General features: G+C 62.9%; 18 protein-coding genes. 7 read left to right on the top strand and 11 right to left on the bottom strand.

Annotation, left to right across the window (positions count from 1 at the left end):
• Positions 1–74 precede the first annotated feature (74 nt).
• The 4 genes from GGR30_RS11385 to GGR30_RS11370 all read left to right on the top strand — a co-directional run bounded on the left by GGR30_RS11385 (position 75) and on the right by GGR30_RS11370 (position 2,564).
• Entirely contained in the window at positions 75–488 is a 414-nt protein-coding gene (locus tag GGR30_RS11385) for an HIT family protein (RefSeq protein ID WP_183486340.1), read from the top strand.
• Positions 485–1,438 carry an NAD(+) diphosphatase gene (nudC, locus tag GGR30_RS11380; RefSeq protein ID WP_183486338.1) on the top strand — a complete coding sequence of 318 codons (954 nt, stop codon included), beginning with the start codon at positions 485–487 and terminating at the stop codon, positions 1,436–1,438. Before GGR30_RS11385 ends, nudC begins: the two co-directional genes overlap by 4 nt.
• A 3-nt stretch (positions 1,439–1,441) precedes the next feature.
• Entirely contained in the window at positions 1,442–2,128 is a 687-nt protein-coding gene (locus tag GGR30_RS11375; protein WP_183486336.1) for an HTH domain-containing protein, read from the top strand.
• A 67-nt stretch (positions 2,129–2,195) separates the two neighbouring features.
• Complete coding sequence (locus GGR30_RS11370; protein WP_183486334.1) at positions 2,196–2,564, top strand: VOC family protein; 369 nt, start codon at positions 2,196–2,198, stop codon at positions 2,562–2,564.
• Positions 2,565–2,618: 54 nt separating this feature from the next.
• Here GGR30_RS11370 and GGR30_RS11365 read toward each other — a convergent pair whose 3' ends face one another.
• The 3 genes from GGR30_RS11365 to GGR30_RS11355 all read right to left on the bottom strand — a co-directional run bounded on the left by GGR30_RS11365 (position 2,619) and on the right by GGR30_RS11355 (position 5,394).
• Positions 2,619–3,617 carry a lactate/malate family dehydrogenase gene (locus GGR30_RS11365; protein ID WP_183486332.1) on the bottom strand — a complete coding sequence of 333 codons (999 nt, stop codon included), beginning with the start codon at positions 3,615–3,617 and terminating at the stop codon, positions 2,619–2,621.
• Between the two features lie 149 nt (positions 3,618–3,766).
• Positions 3,767–4,642 carry a prephenate dehydratase gene (locus GGR30_RS11360; protein WP_183486330.1) on the bottom strand — a complete coding sequence of 292 codons (876 nt, stop codon included), beginning with the start codon at positions 4,640–4,642 and terminating at the stop codon, positions 3,767–3,769.
• On the bottom strand, positions 4,639–5,394 hold the full coding sequence (locus tag GGR30_RS11355; protein WP_183486683.1) for a 3-deoxy-manno-octulosonate cytidylyltransferase: 756 nt from the start codon (positions 5,392–5,394) through the stop codon (positions 4,639–4,641). Before GGR30_RS11355 ends, GGR30_RS11360 begins: the two co-directional genes overlap by 4 nt.
• A 157-nt stretch (positions 5,395–5,551) precedes the next feature.
• Here GGR30_RS11355 and GGR30_RS11350 point away from each other — a divergent pair, with 157 nt between their 5' ends.
• Positions 5,552–6,316, top strand: coding sequence for a c-type cytochrome (locus GGR30_RS11350; protein ID WP_183486328.1), 765 nt, complete (start codon positions 5,552–5,554; stop codon positions 6,314–6,316).
• Positions 6,317–6,359: 43 nt separating this feature from the next.
• Here GGR30_RS11350 and GGR30_RS11345 read toward each other — a convergent pair whose 3' ends face one another.
• The 7 genes from GGR30_RS11345 to GGR30_RS11315 all read right to left on the bottom strand — a co-directional run bounded on the left by GGR30_RS11345 (position 6,360) and on the right by GGR30_RS11315 (position 12,882).
• The gene (locus tag GGR30_RS11345; protein WP_183486326.1) at positions 6,360–7,304 is read right to left on the bottom strand and encodes an AEC family transporter; all 945 of its coding nucleotides are present in this window, start codon (positions 7,302–7,304) and stop codon (positions 6,360–6,362) included.
• Positions 7,305–7,430: 126 nt separating this feature from the next.
• Positions 7,431–8,726: an ABC transporter permease gene (locus GGR30_RS11340; RefSeq protein WP_183486324.1), complete on the bottom strand. Its 1,296-nt coding sequence runs from the start codon at positions 8,724–8,726 to the stop codon at positions 7,431–7,433.
• A gap of 3 nt (positions 8,727–8,729) precedes the next feature.
• On the bottom strand, positions 8,730–9,407 hold the full coding sequence (locus GGR30_RS11335) for an ABC transporter ATP-binding protein (protein ID WP_183486322.1): 678 nt from the start codon (positions 9,405–9,407) through the stop codon (positions 8,730–8,732).
• A gap of 33 nt (positions 9,408–9,440) precedes the next feature.
• Positions 9,441–9,902 carry a hypothetical protein gene (locus GGR30_RS11330; RefSeq protein ID WP_425488356.1) on the bottom strand — a complete coding sequence of 154 codons (462 nt, stop codon included), beginning with the start codon at positions 9,900–9,902 and terminating at the stop codon, positions 9,441–9,443.
• 72 nt (positions 9,903–9,974) lie between these two features.
• Positions 9,975–11,732 (bottom strand): alkaline phosphatase, encoded by a 1,758-nt coding sequence (locus GGR30_RS11325; protein ID WP_183486318.1) that lies wholly within the window; start codon positions 11,730–11,732, stop codon positions 9,975–9,977.
• A 129-nt stretch (positions 11,733–11,861) separates the two neighbouring features.
• Complete coding sequence (locus GGR30_RS11320; RefSeq protein ID WP_183486316.1) at positions 11,862–12,509, bottom strand: DedA family protein; 648 nt, start codon at positions 12,507–12,509, stop codon at positions 11,862–11,864.
• Entirely contained in the window at positions 12,502–12,882 is a 381-nt protein-coding gene (locus GGR30_RS11315; protein WP_183486313.1) for a hypothetical protein, read from the bottom strand. The genes GGR30_RS11320 and GGR30_RS11315 overlap by 8 nt, the downstream gene beginning before the upstream one ends.
• 177 nt (positions 12,883–13,059) lie before the next feature.
• On the opposite strand from GGR30_RS11315, the gene GGR30_RS11310 reads away from it, so the two are divergent.
• On the top strand, positions 13,060–13,686 hold the full coding sequence (locus GGR30_RS11310; RefSeq protein ID WP_183486311.1) for a ribonuclease D: 627 nt from the start codon (positions 13,060–13,062) through the stop codon (positions 13,684–13,686).
• Positions 13,687–13,878: 192 nt separating this feature from the next.
• Complete coding sequence (gene clpB / locus GGR30_RS11305) at positions 13,879–16,482, top strand: ATP-dependent chaperone ClpB (RefSeq protein WP_183486309.1); 2,604 nt, start codon at positions 13,879–13,881, stop codon at positions 16,480–16,482.
• 188 nt (positions 16,483–16,670) lie between these two features.
• On the opposite strand, the gene GGR30_RS11300 is transcribed toward clpB, so the two are convergent.
• Positions 16,671–18,614: a M23 family metallopeptidase gene (locus tag GGR30_RS11300; RefSeq protein ID WP_183486307.1), complete on the bottom strand. Its 1,944-nt coding sequence runs from the start codon at positions 18,612–18,614 to the stop codon at positions 16,671–16,673.
• Positions 18,615–19,185 lie beyond the last annotated feature (571 nt).

Genomic DNA, 19,185 nt, shown 5'->3' with positions numbered 1-19,185 from the left:
GCGTCCATTTGATAGACATGTCTGGATAGGATGAAAACCGGAACCGGTCCGGGTCAGGAATGAACAGGGACGACATGCAGGGATTCACGCTCGATGAACGTTTGCAGCGGGACAGCGCGCTGATTGCCACTCTGGGGCTGTCCGAGCTCCGGCTGATGCGCGACAAGCGCTGGCCCTGGCTTCTGCTAGTGCCGCAGCGCCCCGATGTCAGCGAAGTTTTCGAACTGGCGCCGCTTGACCAGACCATGCTGACCTTCGAGATCAACGAGGTCGCAAGGGCGCTGAAAGAGGCCACCGGCGCCGACAAGATCAACATCGCCGCCATCGGCAATATGGTGCGCCAGCTCCATGTCCACGTTATCGCCCGTTTCGAGGGCGATACCAACTGGCCGGGCCCGGTCTGGGGCCATGGCACGGCGGAACCCTTCAGCGAGGATGAGATGGCGGCACTGGCACACAAGATCACGGAGGCGATGGCCCGGTCATGAGGTCCATTTTCGAAAAGGCGGGTCCGCATGACGACCCGAGCGCGCTGACGGCCTTTGCCGGTTGCCGGATCATCCGCGATTCCGAGCATCGGGCGGATGACAGCCTCATCACTGCGGCCCGCACGCCGGGCGCCCGCTTCATCGCCTTTGCCGGCGGCAGGCCGATCGTCAAGCACGAGCGCCAGGTGCTCGATCCCTATTTTGCCCGCTACGAGATCCTCGAGCTCTCGCCGGACCGGGAAAGCGCCGTGCTTCTTGGCCATGACGCCCATGGCGTGCCGCTGCTGTCGATCGAAGTCGGGCTGGATCCGGAAGCCCTGCCCGCGCACCTGAAGGCGACGAGCGCCCGGGCGGTCTATTCCGAGGGGCTCTTCGACGAGGAGACGCAAGGCGCTTTCGCGCTTGCCACGAGCCTCAATGTCTGGGCCCGCAACCATCGCTTCTGCGGGCGTTGCGGCGCGAAGGCGGAAGGGGCCGCCGGCGGCTTCCGCCGCCAGTGCACGGCCTGCGGCCACATGATGTTTCCGCGCACCGACCCGGTGGTGATCATGCTCATCGTCGACGAGAAGCGCGACCGGGTGCTTCTCGGGCGCAACCCGAATTTTCCGCAAGGCCGCTATTCGTGCCTCGCCGGCTTTCTCGAGCCGGGCGAGACGGTGGAAGATGCCGTGCGGCGGGAAACGCTCGAGGAATCATCCGTACGCATCGGGGCTGTGCGCTACCATGCCTCCCAGCCCTGGCCGATGCCCTATTCGCTGATGCTCGCCTGCTACGCCAAGGCCGAGACATTCGACGTCAACCGGGATGACGAGGAGCTTGAGGATTGCCGCTGGTTCTCCCGCGAGGAACTTGAAGCGGTCGTCGAGGGACGACACGAAGGCGGCATAAACGCGCCGCCCGAAGGCGCGATCGCCTTCCGGCTGATGCGTGATTTCCTCGACTGGCCTTGAGCCGTGGCAGGCTCGCGCTCCGAGCGGCTGCTGGCGCTTTTGCAGGCGCTCAGAACCAGACGCTACCCGGTTTCAGGCGATGAGCTGGCGCGCGAGCTCGGCGTCAGCCTGAGGACGCTTTACCGCGACATCGCCAGCCTGAGGGCGCAAGGGGCGGCAATCGAGGGCGAGGCAGGCGTCGGCTATGTGCTGAGGCCCGGCTTCCTGCTGCCGCCAATGATGTTCTCGCAAGAGGAGATCGAAGCGCTGGTGCTCGGCAGCCGCTGGGTGGAAAAGGTCAGCGATCCGAAACTGTCCTCTGCCGCCAGCCAGGCGCTCGCAAAGATCGCAGCCGTTCTTCCGCAGTCGCTTTCCGAGACGATCGACGAGACGGCGCTGATTGTCGGCCCGCGCGCCGTGGCCGCGGAAACGGCCGATATCGCCGCGCTCAGAAGCGCGATCCGCGCCGAGAAAGTGCTTGAGATCGACTACCGCGATGAGCGGGATCAGGTGACTACGCGCGTCATCTGGCCGATCGGCCTCGCCTATTTCGAACGGGTGCGCATCGTCGTTGCCTGGTGCGAGATGCGACAGGATTTCCGGCATTTCCGCACCGACCGGATCGCGGCCCTGCACGAAGCCGGACGGCGCTATCCGCGACGAAGGCCGGTTCTTCTTGCCGAGTGGCGCAGGCAGTTGCCGGGCGCATGATGCTGACGGAAACTGTCAGCGCCGCCGCTTAGGGTCTCTTTCGTCGAAACACGAAACGGAGACCATCATGTCGGCCATCAATCTTGTCGTGCTCTATGTCGAGGATACCGAAAAGAGCGGCGCCTTCTACGAACGCCTTCTCGGGCAAAAGCCAAGTGCGCTGTCGCCGGGCTTCACCGCATTCCATATGCCGAATGGCCTGATGCTGGGCCTGTGGCGCAAATCCACGGCGAAACCTGACGCCGAAGGCGGTCCCGGCGCCATGGAAATCGGCTTCATGACCCCGGAGCCGGGCGGCGTGGCGGCCTTTTTCGAGCGCGCGAAAGACGAGGGCTACACGATCCTGCAGGAACTGGTCACCGCCGATTTCGGCCCGACCTTCGTGATCGCCGACCTCGACGGCCATCGCATCCGCGTGTGCGAGCCGGACAAGTAAGCGCGTCCGCCAAAGACGGAAGTCGCCGGCAGCGCTGAACTGCCGGCGGCTTTTCTATGCCGCCTTATTGGGCGTTTCAGGACCGGTCCCGGCGTCCCGCATGGCCGCCTTGATAAAGGCTGCGGAATCGGCAAGCTTCTGCTTTTCCCATGCATTGAGGTCGACCGGCAGCTTGGCAAGAATGCCCTCGCGACCGATGACGCAGGGCATGGAAAGCGCCACGTCGCCGTCAAAGCCGTATTCGCCGCGAAGCGTCGTCGAGGCCGGATAGATGCTGCGCTCGTCGAGCAGTACGGCCTTGGCCATGGTGATCGCCGCCTGCGCCACGCCTGCGTTCGTCCAGCCCTTGCCGTTCAGCACTTCATAGGCGGAAGAGACGATCCGGGTCTTCACGGTGTCGGGGTTGCGGATGTCCTCTTTCGCGGCGAGATAGCGGTCGATCTCGCCGAAGGGAAGCCCGCCGACGGTCAGATGGCTTAAGACCGGAAAGGCGGTGCTGCCGTGCTCGCCCATCATGTAGCCGGAAACCGATTTCGGATCGACGTCATATGTATCGGCGATCAGCTTCCGAAGTCGGGCGGAATCGAGCATGGTGCCGGTGCCGAACACGCGGCCTTCCGGATAGCCGAATTCGTTTTCGGCGATGTAGACCATGGTGTCGAGCGGGTTGGTGATCAGGATGACAATGGCTTCGGTCGTATGGCGGACGATGCCGGCCATGACCTCGCGGATGACTGCGCAATTTGTCTTCGTCAGCAGCGTGCGGTCCGGCTCGCCCGTCGGGTTGTCTGGATCGGGTATGACGCTCGGCCCGGCGGCAATGACGATCACATCGGCATCCGCGCATTGCTCGTAGCCGCCGGACGTCACGTCGACATTGTTCATGTAGGTCAGCGCGGTCGCCTGCGCCTGGTCGAGCGCTTCGCCGAAGGCGACGTTTTCGCGGATGTCGATCAGGCCGATCTCGGCGAAGAGGCCCGTCTTCATCGCGTCTGCCAGCACATAGGAGCCGACATGGCCGACGCCGACGACCACAAGCTTGTTCTTGTTCATGATAGTCTCTCAATCTGTTGTGGCAAGCATGCGGAGGGACATGCCGAAGCGCCTCCCGAAGCGTTTAGGCCTCGGGAGAAATGCCATCAATGCGTTTTGAAAGATAAGGTTTCACTTTCCGGAAAAAGACCGGCGGAAAGTTAGCACCTTTATTCTTCTTCCAGCATGGCCTGCAGATGCCGGCGCATGGGGTGGCCTTCATAGACGCCAAGAATGCGGACCTTCTCGGAGAAGAATTCCAGCTCCTCCAGCGCCCGGGCCACCGGCGGATCGTCGGGATGGCCCTCGATGTCGGCATAGAACTGCGTGGCGACGAACTTGCCGCCGATCTGGTAGCTCTCGAGCTTGGTCATGTTGACGCCGTTGGTGGCGAAGCCGCCCATGGCCTTGTAGAGCGCTGCCGGAATGTTGCGGACATTGAAGACGAATGTGGTGACGATGGTCTTGTCGGTTCCGTCGCGTTCGGCGCGTTTTTCCTTGTCGGAGAGAATGACGAAGCGGGTGATGTTGCTGTCGGAATCCTCGACATTCTCGGCCAGGATATCGAGACCGTAGAGCGTGGCTGCAAGGCGCGGCGCAAGCGCCGCCATCGTGCGGTCGCCCTTCTCCTGCACCAGCATTGCCGCCCCCGCCGTGTCGCCGGCAATCACCGGGTTCCACTTGTTGCGGCGGATGATCTTGCGGCACTGGCCGAGCGCGTGGATATGGCTGTGCACGGTCCGGATCTCGTCAAGCGAGACGCCCGGAAGCGCCATCAGCTGGAAGCGGATCGGCATGAAATATTCGCCGACGATCGAAAGCCGCGAGTCGGGCAACTGGTAATGGATGTCGGCGACGCGACCGGCGAGCGTGTTCTCGATCGGGATCATCGCCAGATCCGCATCACCGTTTTCAACCGCGAGAAAGGCGTCCTCGAAGGTCTTGCAGGGCAGCGGCTCCATATCGGGATACATGTCGCGGCAGGCCATGTCGGAATTGGCGCCGAACTCGCCCTGGAACGAGATGCGGTTGGTCTTCATGATCATGATGCGCCTCCCTTGCCTTCAAGAATGCGACGCGCCTTTTCGAGGTCCTCCGGCGTGTCGACGCCGAGCGGCATTGCCTTCACGATCTCGACGTCGATGCGCATGCCGTGCTCGAGCGCGCGCAGCTGTTCGAGCTTCTCCCGCTCCTCGAGGAAGGAGCGCGGCAGCGAGACGAAACGCTCGAGCGCGGAGCGGCGATAGGTGTAGAGCCCTATATGGTGATAGAGCGGCCCCTCGCCCCAGGGGGCGGTGGCGCGGGTGAAATAGAGCGCGCGCAGCCGGTAGGCGCCGATCGGCGCGCCGACGACCTTGACCACCTGCGGGGCGGTTTTTTCGTAGTCATCGGTGATTTCCACCGCAAGCGTCGCGATATCGACATCGGGGTTTTCAAGCGGCCGGAGCGAGGCCTGGATCGTCGCCGGATCGAGCGTCGGCAGGTCGCCCTGGACATTGATTACGGTCTTTGCCGTCTTGTCCGGATCGACCTTCTTCAGCGCCTCGAAAATCCGGTCGGAACCCGACTGGTGCTGGCGGCCGGTCATGACGACCTCGTAGCCGGCCTTTTCCACGGCCTCGTAGACGGCATCGTCATCGACGGCGATGACAACACGCCCCATGCCCGATTCGCGGGCGCGGTCGGCGACGTGGATGATCATCGGCTTGCCGTCGATCTCGGCCAGCGGTTTGCCGGGCAGGCGGGTTGAAGCCATGCGAGCCGGGATAAGGACGATCGTTTCGTCGGTTTTGTTCATCGCCACTTGCAAGCTCTTCGTTTATTTGCCACTCACAGATTGGAGGAGCGGGTTCATGTGCCGATGCAGCGTTGCATCGCGGCACCAAAAGACATAGGTTCTTCAAGATTGCAAGGTGATCCGGTAGAGAGGCCGGGTGAAGGGGAGCTGCAACGCAATGAAATTCAATCTCAATATGGTCCTGGCGGCCCTGTTGGGGACGATCTTCGTCCTGATGACGGTGTCTTTCGTGTCCGAGGCGATTTTCGATCCGCGACCGCCGGAAAAAGAGGGCTATGTGATTGCAGTGCCCGAGACGGATGCGAGCGGCGCTCCGGCCAAGGTCGAGGAGACGCCGATCTCCGTGCTTCTGGCAAGCGCCACCCCGGATGCCGGCGAGCGCGTCTTCAAACGCTGTCAGGCCTGTCACACCGATACCGAGGGCGGGCCCAACAAGGTTGGTCCGAATCTCTGGGATATCGTGAACCGTCCGATCGCCAGCCACGAAGGCTTTTCCTATTCTGCCGCGATGAAGGACTTCTCCAACGGCGGCGAGAAGCTCTGGACCTACGAGAATCTTGACGTCTTCATCAAGGCGCCGAAGAAGGACGTGCCTGGAACGGCGATGGGCTTTGCGGGCCTGTCCGACGATCAGGACCGTGCTGACCTGATCGCCTATCTCTCCACGATGTCGAACAATCCCGTGCCGTTCCCAGAGCCGCCGTCGGATGAAACGGCGGATGCCGGTTCGGCAACAGGCGAAGGCTCGGGTGAAGCGGCCGCGCCTGCCGAAGGCGGCGAGGCTGCGCCTGCGGCAACGGATGACGCTTCTGGTGCTGCCGATGCCGGCCCTGCGAACACAGAGAACACGACGGCCGAGCCCGCTCCCGGCGCCGAGGCGACGCCGCCCGGATCCGCGGAGAGCGAACAGCCGGCTCAGTAAGCGGCAACAGCAGGCGGGGCTTTCGGTCCCGCCTTTTTCTTGCTCAATAGCCGAGCAGCAGAACCCAGAAACTGACCGTCAGAACGCCGAGCGCCGTCGTCAGCGTGATCGTTGAGGCGGCGATATTCTTGCCGGTGCCGAACTGGTTGGCGAGCACGAAGGCGTTGACGCCGGAGGGGGCGGCGGCGGTCAGGACGATGCCGGCGATCGTCGAGTGCGACAGGCCGAGCGCCGTGGCGATGAGAAACACGGTGCCCGGCATCAGCACCAGCTTGATGAAGGTAATCGTCGAGAACAGGCCGACATTGCCGGCAACCTTGTATTGCGTCAGCGTCATGCCGATGGCGACAAGCGCGACCGGGGCAGCCATGCTGGCGAGCATGTTGATCACCGTGCCCACGGGACCCTCGACCGGAATGGCGAAGAGATGCATCAGCGCGCCTGCCGCAAGGCCGATGACAATCGGGCTGGTGATGAGATTGTAGCCGATCGTGGCGAATACCTTTGCCGGGTTGCTGATTGCCCCGCCCTCATGGGCTTTCGCCCGTTCCACCAGCACGGTCGCGGTCACCATCATCACCGGCATGTGGATGGCGAGCACCAGAGACAGCGCCACCAGCGCCGCATCGCCGGCAACATGGCTGACGAGCGGTATCCCCAGAAGCGCGATATTGGAAAAGGTGCCCGACAGGCCGATGATCACGGCGGAGGCATGATCGCGGTGAAAGACGATCCGGGAGATCAGGGCCGCCGCCGTCCAGGCGACGGCGACGCCGCCGAAATAGGCGATCCAGATCTTCACCGGCCCGGTATTGTGAAAATCGGCGCTGGCAATCGTGCGCAGGAGCAGAAGCGGCAGGCCGATCTTGAAGACGAAGCTCGTTAGCACGCCGGCATTGTCGGCGCTCATATAGCGCAGCCGAACCGCCGCCCAGCCGATCAAGATCAGGGAGAAGATCGGGATGACGTTGTTGAAAATCTCATACATGACAGGCTTTCGCGAGGAAGCGGCCGGGCGGGAGGAAGCAGGAGCGCCGCTCCGGCGAAAATGTTCCGCATTGCCAGGGGTGTCAAGCCTGAGGGGTTGCCGGCGCCCTCAGGCCCTGTCCGCGTCTCACCCCTTGAGAGCGGCGGCCGGCGGCTGGCGATAGGCGAGGAAGGCCGGGAGCGCGGCAAGTAGGGCGGCGACAACCAGCAGCACAAGGGCGTTCGCGATATCGGAGCCGACAAAGCCGACGGGCATGTTGACGCCGCGCTCGGCCATGATCGATTGCGAGATCATCCGTGCCGCGATGAAGCCGGCGCCATAGCCGATGGCAATGCCGAGACCGACAAGCGAGAACAGTTCGACCCAGACAATAGCGAAGACCGCGCCGCGCGGTGCGCCGAAGGCTCTCAGCGCGCCGATCTCGCGCCGTCGCTGGGAGACGTGGATGACGGTCACCAGCATCAGGGCGGCTGCGACCAGCACCTGCGCGCCGATGGCGATTGCCGTCAGCACCTGCCGCGCATCGCCGAGCGTGGCGTAAAGGCGCGTCAGAACCTCGGCCGGGAAGACCGCGACCGTGCCGTCGGCCTCGCGGTAGTCCTGCCGCAACCGGTAGGCATCGGCGATCGATTTCGGCTTCACCAGAATGGCCGGCAGGCCGGGCGTTTCGCCGCGCTGCCAGTGCTCGTTGATCGGCGCCGCGGCCTCAACGCTTTCGTGATGATGCTCGTCATGTTCGTCGTCGGCGTGGTCATCCGCGCCGTGATCATGATTGGCTTCGTCGTGGTCCGCGGCTTCCTCTTCGTGGAGGTCATCACCGCCGAGGCCGTGGATATGCCAGACCGCCTGGATCGGAACGAGGATCGCCCGGTCCCACGGCGTTCCGGTGGGTTCGGCCTTGCCGGTGACGTGATAGGCAAGCTCGGTATGGGTGTGTCCGCCGGTCTCCGCCGCGCCGTGCATCGGCTTGATTTCCGACCCGACGGCCAGATCAACGGCCGAGCCGATCACCGCGTCGCCTTCGTGGACGAAGATCCCGCCCTCGGCAAAGCCCGGCACGGTTGCCTCGATGAGGGCCGTGGTGGTGCCGACGATCGGGTATCCGGCATAGGAATCGCCGAAGCCGATCGGCGCTGCCCAGGCAACGCGCGGATCGGCGTTGAGCTCGGGCAGAAGGTCGCCATCCATCAGCGGCAGGTCGGAAGGCTGCAGGAAGACGGAGGAGAGCACCAGTTGCGTCTCGCTGCCGGGCGCGCCGATGACAAGGTCGAATTTCTCCGACGCCCGGGCAGACCCGAGCCGCAGCGCCCGCTCCTGCAGCGTGATGGTGACGCCGAGCGCGGTGGCAAGGGCGATCAGAAGCACGATGACGACGGATCCGGCCCACAGTCTTTTCAGATCGGAGAAGATGAAGCGGAACATGGCTCAGTCCTTCCGTTCGTCAGCGGCGATCGCGCCGGCGAGGAGCGAGATCCTGCGGGCCATGGGCGCCACCAGTCGCTCGTCATGGGAGACGACGATCAGCGTGCTGCCGAGGCTTTTCGCAAGCTCCAGAAGCAGCTCGCCGACGATCGCGCCTGCATCGCTGTCAAGGCTCGCGGTCGGCTCGTCGGCGACGATGATGGCGGGTTCGCGCAGCAAGGCGCGGGCAACGGCGACGCGCTGCATCTCGCCGCGCGACATGGTCTCGACCTTCTGATCGTGACGGGCGATGCCGACGGTCTCGAGCAACGCCTTCGCCCGCTCAAGACGCGACCGGTCGGCGGCATGGGCGAGCCGGGCCGGCAGAAGCACGTTGTCATAGGCGGAGAGCCCGGGAAACAGATGAAAGTCCTGCATCACCAGGCCGATATTCTCGCCGCGCCAGCGGTCGCGCCTGCCTTCGGGAAGCGCGGCGAGATCGGTGTCGCCCCAGCTTGCATGGCCGGTCTTCAGCTTTTCCAGCCCGGTGATGATGTTGACGAACGTGCTCTTGCCGGAGCCCGAGGGGCCGGTGACGGCCACGCGCTCGCCTGGGGCGATCTCGAGAACGGGAATGCTGAGCACCGGCGCGGAGAGACCGGGAAAGGAAACGGCGACATCTTCGAGGCGAAGGGGCAGCATGGGGGCGGCTTTCGGATTTGCGGGCGCGGCGGGTCAGACGGTCTTGTAGCGCGCGTCTCTCAGGCGCAGCTGGCTGACGAAACCGGTTTCGGGATCCACCCAGGAACCGCGGTCGAGCGTGCCGGTCACCTCGATCATCTGGTTCGGCTGGACGAAGGTCTGTTTCCTGTCGAGATAGACGACGACGATGTTTTCCGGCCAGTCTGCATCCGACGAGCAGAACGGGCAGAGCGTCATCGGAATTTCGGAGAGCACGAAGAACTGCGCCTCGGCCTTCAGCGGCGGCGCCATGAAGCCGCGGATCGCGATTTTTTCGCCGGTGAGTTCTTTCACCTTGTCGGAGAATTCGAGGCCGAGCGGGCTGAAGGAGCCGTAGAGTTCGTCGAAATTCAACTCGGCCGTGGCGGCAAGCGCGGGGCGGAAGGCAAGGCCGAAGCCGAGCGCGCCGAGGGTTGCAAGCAGGCTGCGGCGGGAAAGGGGTAGACGAGCAGTCATCAATCTCATCTCATTGTTCTCGGGTAGAGGAGACTGGGCGAAACCCGCCCGGTCCCGTCTCAAACGTGACGCTTACTGCTTCTGGCTATTGCCGAGGGCGAAGGTATCGGCCAGCACTTCGTAGACGTCGGACTGTTCCATATAGCCCTTGAAGCCTTCGGCGCCGGGGCCGGTTGCCTGCAGGACAACGTCATCGACGGCGTGGACGCCGGTCGAGGCGTCGTAAGGCAGGTTGCCGGTGCGCAGAACCGCGCCGGGAACGTCCTTGTAGGCTTCGTTGGCGACGTAACGACCGTTCTCGTCCTTCACGGCCGGCTCGAACGGACCGTCCATTTTCGGGCGGAAGGTCTCGTAATAGTCGGGGAAGTTGTTGGCGAACATGGCGAGGCGGCGCGAGACGTCGATCTTGTCCGGATAGCCGTCTCCGTCTTCATCCGTGTAGTTCGGGAAGCCGGCATCGTCATAGGTCATGACCTTGTCGCGCATCTCTTCGGCATCGACGTCATCATCGATCGTGCCGATGACGGAGAAGCCATGCGTGTGGTCGCCGGTGACGACGATCAGCGTGTCCGGATTGGAATTCATCCACTCCATGGCGGCGCCGATGGCCTGGTCGAACTCGATCATGTCGATGACGGCGCGGTCCCAGTCGAGGGGATGCGACATCTTGTCGACATTGGCGGCCTCGACCATCAGGAAGAAGCCTTCCGGGTTCTTGGAAAGCTGGTCGATTGCCGCCGTGGTCATGTCCACGAGGCCGGGCTGGTTCGGGAACTTGTCGACGCTGCCGGTCTTCAGGAACTTGCGGTCAAGCGTCGAATCCATGTTGCCGGTGTGGAACAGGCCGAGCAGCTTGCCGTCTTCCGTCTTTTCGGCGGAAGCCAGTTCGTCGGCGGAGGTGACGACCGTGTAGCCGGCATCCTGGAACATGGCGACATAGTCGTTGTCGTCCTTGCGCTTGGAGCCGGGGACGTCCGACTTCAGGAAGTAGGCAGAACCGCCGCCGAGGACGACTTCCGGCTTCACGTCGTAGAACATGCCGACGATATCGGCCTTGTCGGCGCGAAGGCGAGTGTGGGCAACGACGGCGGCCGGCGTCGCGTCTTCGATTTCGGCGGTGGAGACAACGCCGATCGACTTGCCGGTCTGGCGGCGCAGCGCCTCGGCCATGGTTTCGACCTTGGGGTCGTCCTGGCTGTCGGGCGTGCGGTCGGCATAGACGCCGAGCGCGTTGACGCGGGTCTTGTGGCCGGTCATGTAGGCCGACATGGTGTTGGCGCTGTCGGTCGCGACCGAATGGGTCGAGGAGGTGCCGATCGTTGCCATGTGGTCGAGGTCGTCCATGCTGAGGCGACCGTCGGCCTTGCCCTCGGTCATGCCTTTGGACATGATGCGGGCCGCCGAGCGATGGCCCATGGACATGCCGTCTGCGACGAAGAAGATGATGTTCTTGGCCTTGGGCGTTTCCGGCGTGTCATAGACGGTCCAGGTGACTTCCTTCGTCTCGTCGCCGGCCTTGACGGCAACGGTGTAGTCGCCGGCCTCGCCGAGGGCGAGATCACGCAGGATCAGGGCGGAGCCGAGGCTCGCGCCGTCCTTGCCCTTTTCGTCGGCTACGAATTCGGCTTCGTTGCCGAAGACATCCGAATAGGCTTCGCCGTTGACGGTGACTTCGATGTCACCGGCGGCATAGACCGAATCAAGTTCGACCTTGAAGTCGAAGGGCGAGCCGACCAGGATGGTGGCGCGGTCGAGGGGATAGATCGTGGCGGCCTGGGCCGTGCCGGCAAGGCAGGTCGCGGCGGCGAGAAGTGCGAGACGTGCGCGCATGAAAACCTCTTGGTAAAAGAGTGTGTGAAGATAGCTGCGCATTCGCGATAGTCCCGCGGCATTACAACTGCGTGACGTTTTGACTGCGTTTTGATGACGCTTTGAAGCGTTGCGACGGTCGCTTCCGCCTCAATGCCGGTTCCGCCGGCCGCGCGGTTTCAGGTAACGCCGGCGGCGCTTTTTCAAGGAAAAATGCAGGACGCGGGTCATGTACCAGAAGAGCGCCAGCGTCACTACGCCCGCCGCCAGGAAGCCGCTGGCATTGCCGACGATCTGGGCCACGGCGATGATGTTGTGGGAGAAGATCAGGCCGAGCAGCGTATAGATCAGAACATAGAGCATCTGCCCGGGGATGGCGGCGGCGATGAAGAGTTTCCAGCGCATGCCGGCGGCGCCTGCGACCGGGTTCATGTAAGGCCCGATCATCGCCAGAAGCCAGCGGGTGATGAAGATCGCGATGACGCCCCTGCGTTCCAGATAGTCGCGGGCGCGGTCGACGAGGCGCTGGCGTTTCGGTCCGCGCGCGGCGAAGCGCTCCACATAGCCGGTGCCGCCGATCCGCCCGGCCCAGTAGCCGACCTGGTCGCCGCCGCAGGCCGCCCCGACGCAGGCCGGGTAGACCGCCCAGAAGGAAAGGTCGCCCGTTGCCACCAGCGAGCCGCCGAACAGCATGATCACGGCCGTTGGCAGCGGAATGCCGCAACAGGCCAGAAAAACGGCAAAGCCGATCACGGGCACGCCGTAGACCGGCAGGAGCGCCAGTAGCTGCTCACTCATCGCGCTCGGCCTTTTCGTCCTCGTAATCATCAAGGGCGTCGGCGATCTCGTCCTCCAGCTCCTCAAGCGAGATGCCCTTGATGCGGGCGATCTGCCGGAGCATCATCCGCCGGCTGCGGCTGTCGGGCCGAAGATCGAGTTCCTCGGCCAGTTCTTCCGCGGGGATGTCGTAGACGATGGCGACATGGCCAAGCGTCATCCAGCCCTTCAGTTCGAGGTTGCGGTTTTCCGGATTGCGCCAGTAGAAGACGGACAGGATGAACTGCAGGGCGAAGACAAGCGTGATGAAGGCCGTGACGACAAAGGCAATGCAAAGGCCTCGGTGACGTTTCCAGAGCGCACAGACCGGCGCTATCATCCTTTTGCCTCTCATCGCCTCGCCTTTCGCTTTCCTCAAAACGTGTCTCCAGATAGCCATTCCGCGGCGCATGCACAACGCCTGCCGGCGCCGGCCAATCACGCCGGGCGCGGGCTTTTCTTCTATCGTCTTCTGCCATGATCCGCTATGACCCGGGGAGAACGAAGCAGGAAAGCCCACGGAGAAGAACGGATGAAAGACGAGATCCGCGTCCACAAACACGACATTCCGGCCGAGGATGCCGCCCGCTATACCGGCGCGATCGCCATCGACACCGAAACGCTCGGTCTGGTGCCGCGTCGCGACCGTCTCTGCGTGGTGCAGATCTCGCCGGGCGACGGGACGGCGGATATCATCCAGATCGCTGCCGGGCAGAAGGAAGCGCCGAACCTTTGCGCCATGCTCGCCGACGCCTCGCGCCAGAAGATCTTTCACTTCGGCCGCTTCGATATCGCCGTTCTCTATTATACGTTCGGGGTCACCACCGAGAACGTGTTCTGCACCAAGATCGCCTCGCGCCTCACGCGGACCTATACGGATCGCCACGGCTTGAAGGACAATCTGAAGGAAATGCTGGAGGTCGACGTTTCCAAGGCGCAGCAGTCCTCCGACTGGGCGGCGGAAACGCTCTCCGAGGCGCAGCTTGCCTATGCCGCCTCCGATGTCCTCTACCTCCATCGCCTGCGCGACAAGCTGATGGAACGGCTGATGCGCGAGGACCGGATGGCGCTCGCCGGCGCCTGCTTCGATTTCCTGCCGACCAGGGCCAAGCTCGACCTTCTCGGCTGGGAGGAAACCGACATTTTTGCCCATAGCTGAAGGGGTTAGTCGGTGTTGCATATCAGCAACAAATTCTCCGGCGGTCCTCTTTAAAGCCCTCCTGTCTGCACCCATATCTGACCTTGAGCGGCGCTAACGCCGCGCTATCAGGACCCGCCTTTAAGAGGGGGTTTATCTAGGTCATCGTCCTGTCGCTTCAAAAAGGTCAGGACGAGGAATGGAGGCGAAGACATGAACATCGAAAAATATTCCGAACGCGTGCGCGGTTTCCTGCAGTCGGCGCAGACCTATGCGCTTTCCCAGGATCATCAGCAGTTTGGCGCCGAGCACATGCTGAAGGTTCTGCTCGATGACGAGCAGGGCATGGCGGCCTCGCTGATCGAGCGGGCAGGGGGCGATGCCAAGAAGGCGCGCCTTGCCAATGACGCGGCTCTTGCCAAGATCCCCAAGGTTTCCGGCGCCAACGGCCAGATTTATCTGTCGCAGCCGCTGGCAAAGGTTTTCAACACGGCGGAAGAAGCCGCGAAGAAGGCGGGCGACAGTTTTGTTACCGTCGAGCGGCTGCTGCTGGCGCTGGCGATCGAAAAATCCGCCTCGACCGCGAAGACGCTCGAGGGTGCCGGCGTGACGCCGAACGGGCTGAACGAGGCCATCAACGAAATCCGCAAGGGCCGCACCGCCGACAGCGCCAGCGCCGAGGAAGGCTATGACGCGCTGAAGAAATATGCGCGCGACCTGACGGCGGACGCCCGTGACGGCAAGCTCGACCCTGTGATCGGCCGTGACGACGAAATCCGCCGCACGATCCAGGTTCTGTCGCGCCGGACCAAGAACAATCCGGTTCTGATCGGTGAGCCCGGTGTCGGCAAGACGGCGATCACCGAAGGCCTTGCGCTGCGCATCGTTGATGGCGATGTGCCGGAAAGTCTGAAGGACAAGAAGCTGATGGCGCTCGATATGGGCGCGCTGATTGCCGGTGCGAAATATCGCGGCGAGTTCGAGGAGCGGCTGAAGGCGGTGCTGAACGAGGTTCAGTCCGAAGCCGGCAACATCATCCTGTTCATCGACGAGATGCACACGCTGGTCGGCGCCGGCAAGGCCGATGGCGCGATGGATGCATCGAACCTGCTGAAGCCGGCTCTTGCCCGTGGCGAGCTTCATTGTGTCGGCGCGACCACGCTTGATGAATATCGCCAGCATGTGGAGAAGGACGCGGCCCTTGCCCGACGGTTCCAGCCTGTCATGGTTGACGAGCCGACGGTCGAGGACACGATCTCGATCCTGCGCGGCCTGAAGGAGAAATATGAGCAGCACCACCAGGTGCGCATCTCCGACAGCGCGCTGGTGGCAGCCGCGACGCTTTCGAGCCGCTACATCACCGACCGCTTCCTGCCGGACAAGGCCATCGACCTGATGGACGAGGCGGCGAGCCGCGTGCGCATGCAGGTGGACAGCAAGCCGGAAGAGCTTGACGAGCTCGACCGCCGGATCATCCAGCTGAAGATCGAGCGCGAGGCGCTGAAGAAGGAAACGGACACGGCGTCGAAGGACCGGCTCTCCAAGCTGGAGGGCGAACTCGCCTCTCTGGAAGAAGAAGCCGATACGCTGACGGCGCGCTGGCAGTCGGAGAAGAACAAGCTCAACAAGGCAGCCGATCTGAAGAAGCAGCTTGATGCGGCCCGTAACGAACTTGCGATCGCCCAGCGCGGCGGCGAGTACCAGAAGGCCGGCGAGCTTGCCTATGGCACGATCCCGAAGCTGGAGAAGGAACTGGCCGAGGCCGAATCCGAGGACAATACGGTCACCGATTCCATCCTTCAGGAGGTTGTCACGCCTGACAATATCGCGCAGGTCGTCTCCCGCTGGACCGGTATCCCGGTCGACAAGATGCTGGAAGGCGAGCGCGAGAAGCTGCTCCGGATGGAGGACGAACTGGCCCGCTGGGTTGTTGGCCAGGGCGACGCCGTGCAGGCGGTCTCCCGCTCCGTTCGACGTGCGCGCGCAGGCCTGCAGGATCCGAACCGGCCGATCGGCTCGTTCATGTTCTTAGGCCCCACCGGCGTCGGCAAGACGGAGCTGACGAAATCGCTCGCCCGCTTCCTCTTCGACGACGAGACGGCGATGGTGCGCATGGACATGTCGGAATACATGGAGAAACACTCCGTGGCCCGGCTGATCGGCGCCCCTCCCGGCTATGTCGGTTACGACGAGGGCGGTCTTCTGACGGAGGCCGTGCGCCGGAGACCCTATCAGGTGGTCCTGTTCGACGAGATCGAAAAGGCCCATCCGGATGTCTTCAACGTGCTGTTGCAGGTTCTTGACGATGGGCGGCTGACTGACGGTCAGGGCCGCACGGTCGACTTCCGCAACACGATCATCATCATGACCTCCAATCTGGGTTCGGAATTCCTCACCCAGCTTGGCGAGAATGAGGACAGTTCGGCGGCGCGCGAGCAGGTGATGGAGGTCGTCCGGGCATCGTTCCGGCCGGAATTCCTCAATCGTGTCGATGACATCATCCTGTTCCACAGGCTGCATCGTGAAGACATGGGCGCCATCGTCGATATCCAGCTCGGCAGGCTCGAAAAGCTGCTGTCGGACCGCAAGATCGTGCTCGACCTGACGCCGGAGGCCCGCGACTGGCTCGCCGAGAAGGGGTACGACCCGGCCTATGGCGCACGCCCCTTGAAGCGCGTGATCCAGACGGCTGTTCAGGACCCGCTGGCCGAGAAGATCCTCGGCGGCGAGATTTCCGACGGCGCCCATGTGAAGGTCGATGCCGGATCGGATCGCCTGTTGTTCTCGCTGGGCAGGCGTCTTCAGGACGTCGCCTGATCAAGAATGGCCTAAGAAAAGCAAGAGGCCGCCTCCCGGGGCGGCCTTTTCCAGTTGTGGCAAGAGTATTGGGCAGTCAGGCGGAAACATCTGGTGACCGCGAAAATACGCCGAGACGAATAGATGAAGCGGGCCTGCAGTTCCGCGAGAGGCGGAACTGCTCTACAGGCACAGGTAGGGCTGCAGCCTCAGTTGCCCCTGTTCGAAGCCACCTGCGCCGAGCTTTCATTGCCGAGCAGTGCATCGATCCTTCTGCGCTCGGATTCGAAGCGCGCGAGCTTGTCGCCCGTCAGCGCATCCGAGTTCGGGAAGCGGATCTTCATCGGATCAACCTTGGTTCCGTTGACCAGGACCTCGTAGTGCAGATGCGGTCCGGTGACGAGACCCGTCGCACCGACATAGCCGATGACCTGTCCCTGCTTGACGCGTGCGCCCTCCTTGACGGCGGGAGCGATCTTGCTCTGATGGTTGTAGGACGTCTCGTAGCCATTGGCGTGGCGGATGATCGTCTGGTTGCCGTAGCCGGAGGATGACCAACCGGCCTTTTCGACAACGCCGTCGCCTGCGGCGATGATCGGCGTGCCGGTTCGCGCCGCCCAGTCCACGCCGCTGTGCATGCGGGCATATTTGAGAACCGGATGGCGGCGCATTCCGAAGCCTGAGGTGAACTTGCCGTTCGGCACGGGGTTGCGCAAAAGGAAGCGGCGGATGCTGCGGCCGTTTTCGTCATAGAAGTCGACGGCGCCGGTCTTCGGGTCCGAGAAGCGATAAAGCTGGATGGTCTCGTCGCCGATCTTCGCGTCGATATAGAAAAGCTCCGAGGTCGCGGTCGCCTTTCCGTTCGGGTCGGCGTCGGAGAAGAAGAGTTCAAGCTGGTCGTCCGGCGAGGCCATGGATTGAAGATCGACCTTGCTTGCCAGAAGATTGATCAATTGTCCGGCCATGTCCTGGGTGAGCCCATAGGTCATCATGGCGCGGAAGATGCCGTCATAGACCCTGACAGGCTTTTGCGTGGTGCCGAGCAGAAGATCGGTCTCGTCAGCCGAGGCGTTGGCAACGGCTTCGCTCATCGGCGGTTCCACGCCCTCGACGAAGCGGCCCTTGTCGTTGAGGGCCATCGTCATCACATGCTCGCCGCCCCGGTAAAGACTGAGACGTACGACGCGCATGTTGCGGCCCATCCGCATCAGGCCAATGCGCAGGATGTCATTTGACTTCAGCATCGGAGAATCCGTGCTTTCCTCAACCAGGCGGCGAAGTTCCGCGGCAAGGGGCGCAGGATATCCGGCGGCCACGAGAAAGGCCTCCACGCCCACCTGCTGGCGGACGGGCAGGATGTCGTCATTGAAATCCTGGGTGAAGACCGACTGCAGCGCGCTCACCGATACATTCTCGTCAACGATCTGCGCGGCCATGGCCGGCTTCAGCGGCAGCATGATCTGCTCCGGCTCGAAACGGTCCGGATCCACATAGCTCAGCATCGACAGATCGCCCACGCTGTTCTGCAGCATGGTCTCGTTGGCGAGGATGGTTTCCTCGATCTCGTCGGTCGAAAGGCCGGTGGCAAAGGGCAGGTCCGGCTTGTTTGCGGGGAAGGGGGTGAATTTGAGTTCGACCTCGCCCTCGACATCGGTATCGTAGATCACATCGGCCGTGCGGAGCGGCGGGCCTGCGCGCTCCGTGGTCGAAAACACCTCGAAAGGGTCGAAGGCCGGGTAGTCCGGCGTCTTGCCGTAATTGGCGGCGAGCGCCATCCGCACCTCTGAGAAGGGCTCATAGTGAATGACGTCGCGATCGCCTTGGCGCACGGCGGTCGGCACCTGCAGGACACGACGGTTGGACGGTTTGGCGATCACCGTGGTGGGCACGAGGCGACTGCCCCTGACCGCGCTGTCTTCAGCGCCCGCGGCAGGTGTCTTGGCAAAGGCCGAGGCGGGGGTCGCGAGGCGCTCGCGACCGTCCACGGCCGCCGAAAGGGCGATTGCCATCAGCGCGGTGCTGGTCAGTCCCGTAAGGCACGCGCCCGCGAGCCATCGGATGGAGACGTCGCGCCTGGCGGGCGGCGTTTTGCCATCCACGACAATCGGCGTTCCTCTGCCGAACGAGCGCGCAGGATTTTTCTTTTCTTTCATATGCCTGTGGTCTTAAGCCCGATGTGCCGACGTCGCAATTGGTACAAGTCATGTGCCGAAATTCGAAGCGCGTGTCAAATCAGCATTCGTCCGCGAGGCGTCACCATGTACCGTCACGACGCTTCCACGGACGCCGACAGCGCTCTTCTTCACACTCGAGCCTCCGTGTAGAACATGGCGTATTGAAGGCGAAGCAGACGTTGTCCAAGAAGGATGATCCGAGCGCTCTCAACCGGCCTCTCCACCATCTTTTCAAAAAGGTTTTAAAAACCAATCACTTAACAAAAATGTCATTTTTTTTGATGTTGGTTGTTGACGGTTGGGAGAGTTGGGGTCTATAAGCCGCCTCACCGAACGACGGGGCGGCGCTGAGGCGGTGCTTACGGTTCTAGAAAATCTTCCGACAGGCTGGAATGCTGAGTCAGGCTGAACTTGAAAAGAGATTGGCCGCGAGAGGATTTGTGACGGTTTTGCCGTCGGTTATTTGGACAATTGAATATTTGAAGAAAGAGAAACGTGGCGAGCGGCTTTGTCGGTGAGCTTTCGGGCTTACCAAAGAGACTTAAGAAGC

The organism is Martelella radicis, assembly GCF_014196625.1.
Taxonomy (GTDB): domain Bacteria; phylum Pseudomonadota; class Alphaproteobacteria; order Rhizobiales; family Rhizobiaceae; genus Martelella; species Martelella radicis.
Note: the sequence above shows the minus strand (reverse complement) of the source record. Positions and strands in the feature narration are given on the sequence as shown.

What these genes read in the sequence shown, in the direction of transcription:
- nudC (WP_183486338.1), top strand. Translation starts at nt 485, where the DNA reads ATGAGGTCCATTTTCGAAAAGGCGGGTCCGCATGACGACCCGAGCGCG.
- GGR30_RS11385 (WP_183486340.1), top strand. Translation starts at nt 75, where the DNA reads ATGCAGGGATTCACGCTCGATGAACGTTTGCAGCGGGACAGCGCGCTG.
- GGR30_RS11310 (WP_183486311.1), top strand. Translation starts at nt 13,060, where the DNA reads ATGAAAGACGAGATCCGCGTCCACAAACACGACATTCCGGCCGAGGAT.
- GGR30_RS11315 (WP_183486313.1), bottom strand. Translation starts at nt 12,882, where the DNA reads ATGAGAGGCAAAAGGATGATAGCGCCGGTCTGTGCGCTCTGGAAACGT.
- GGR30_RS11365 (WP_183486332.1), bottom strand. Translation starts at nt 3,617, where the DNA reads ATGAACAAGAACAAGCTTGTGGTCGTCGGCGTCGGCCATGTCGGCTCC.
- clpB (WP_183486309.1), top strand. Translation starts at nt 13,879, where the DNA reads ATGAACATCGAAAAATATTCCGAACGCGTGCGCGGTTTCCTGCAGTCG.
- GGR30_RS11370 (WP_183486334.1), top strand. Translation starts at nt 2,196, where the DNA reads ATGTCGGCCATCAATCTTGTCGTGCTCTATGTCGAGGATACCGAAAAG.
- GGR30_RS11335 (WP_183486322.1), bottom strand. Translation starts at nt 9,407, where the DNA reads ATGCTGCCCCTTCGCCTCGAAGATGTCGCCGTTTCCTTTCCCGGTCTC.
- GGR30_RS11330 (WP_425488356.1), bottom strand. Translation starts at nt 9,902, where the DNA reads ATGACTGCTCGTCTACCCCTTTCCCGCCGCAGCCTGCTTGCAACCCTC.
- GGR30_RS11320 (WP_183486316.1), bottom strand. Translation starts at nt 12,509, where the DNA reads ATGAGTGAGCAGCTACTGGCGCTCCTGCCGGTCTACGGCGTGCCCGTG.
- GGR30_RS11325 (WP_183486318.1), bottom strand. Translation starts at nt 11,732, where the DNA reads ATGCGCGCACGTCTCGCACTTCTCGCCGCCGCGACCTGCCTTGCCGGC.
- GGR30_RS11340 (WP_183486324.1), bottom strand. Translation starts at nt 8,726, where the DNA reads ATGTTCCGCTTCATCTTCTCCGATCTGAAAAGACTGTGGGCCGGATCC.
- GGR30_RS11350 (WP_183486328.1), top strand. Translation starts at nt 5,552, where the DNA reads ATGAAATTCAATCTCAATATGGTCCTGGCGGCCCTGTTGGGGACGATC.
- GGR30_RS11355 (WP_183486683.1), bottom strand. Translation starts at nt 5,394, where the DNA reads ATGAACAAAACCGACGAAACGATCGTCCTTATCCCGGCTCGCATGGCT.
- GGR30_RS11345 (WP_183486326.1), bottom strand. Translation starts at nt 7,304, where the DNA reads ATGTATGAGATTTTCAACAACGTCATCCCGATCTTCTCCCTGATCTTG.
- GGR30_RS11360 (WP_183486330.1), bottom strand. Translation starts at nt 4,642, where the DNA reads ATGATCATGAAGACCAACCGCATCTCGTTCCAGGGCGAGTTCGGCGCC.
- GGR30_RS11300 (WP_183486307.1), bottom strand. Translation starts at nt 18,614, where the DNA reads ATGAAAGAAAAGAAAAATCCTGCGCGCTCGTTCGGCAGAGGAACGCCG.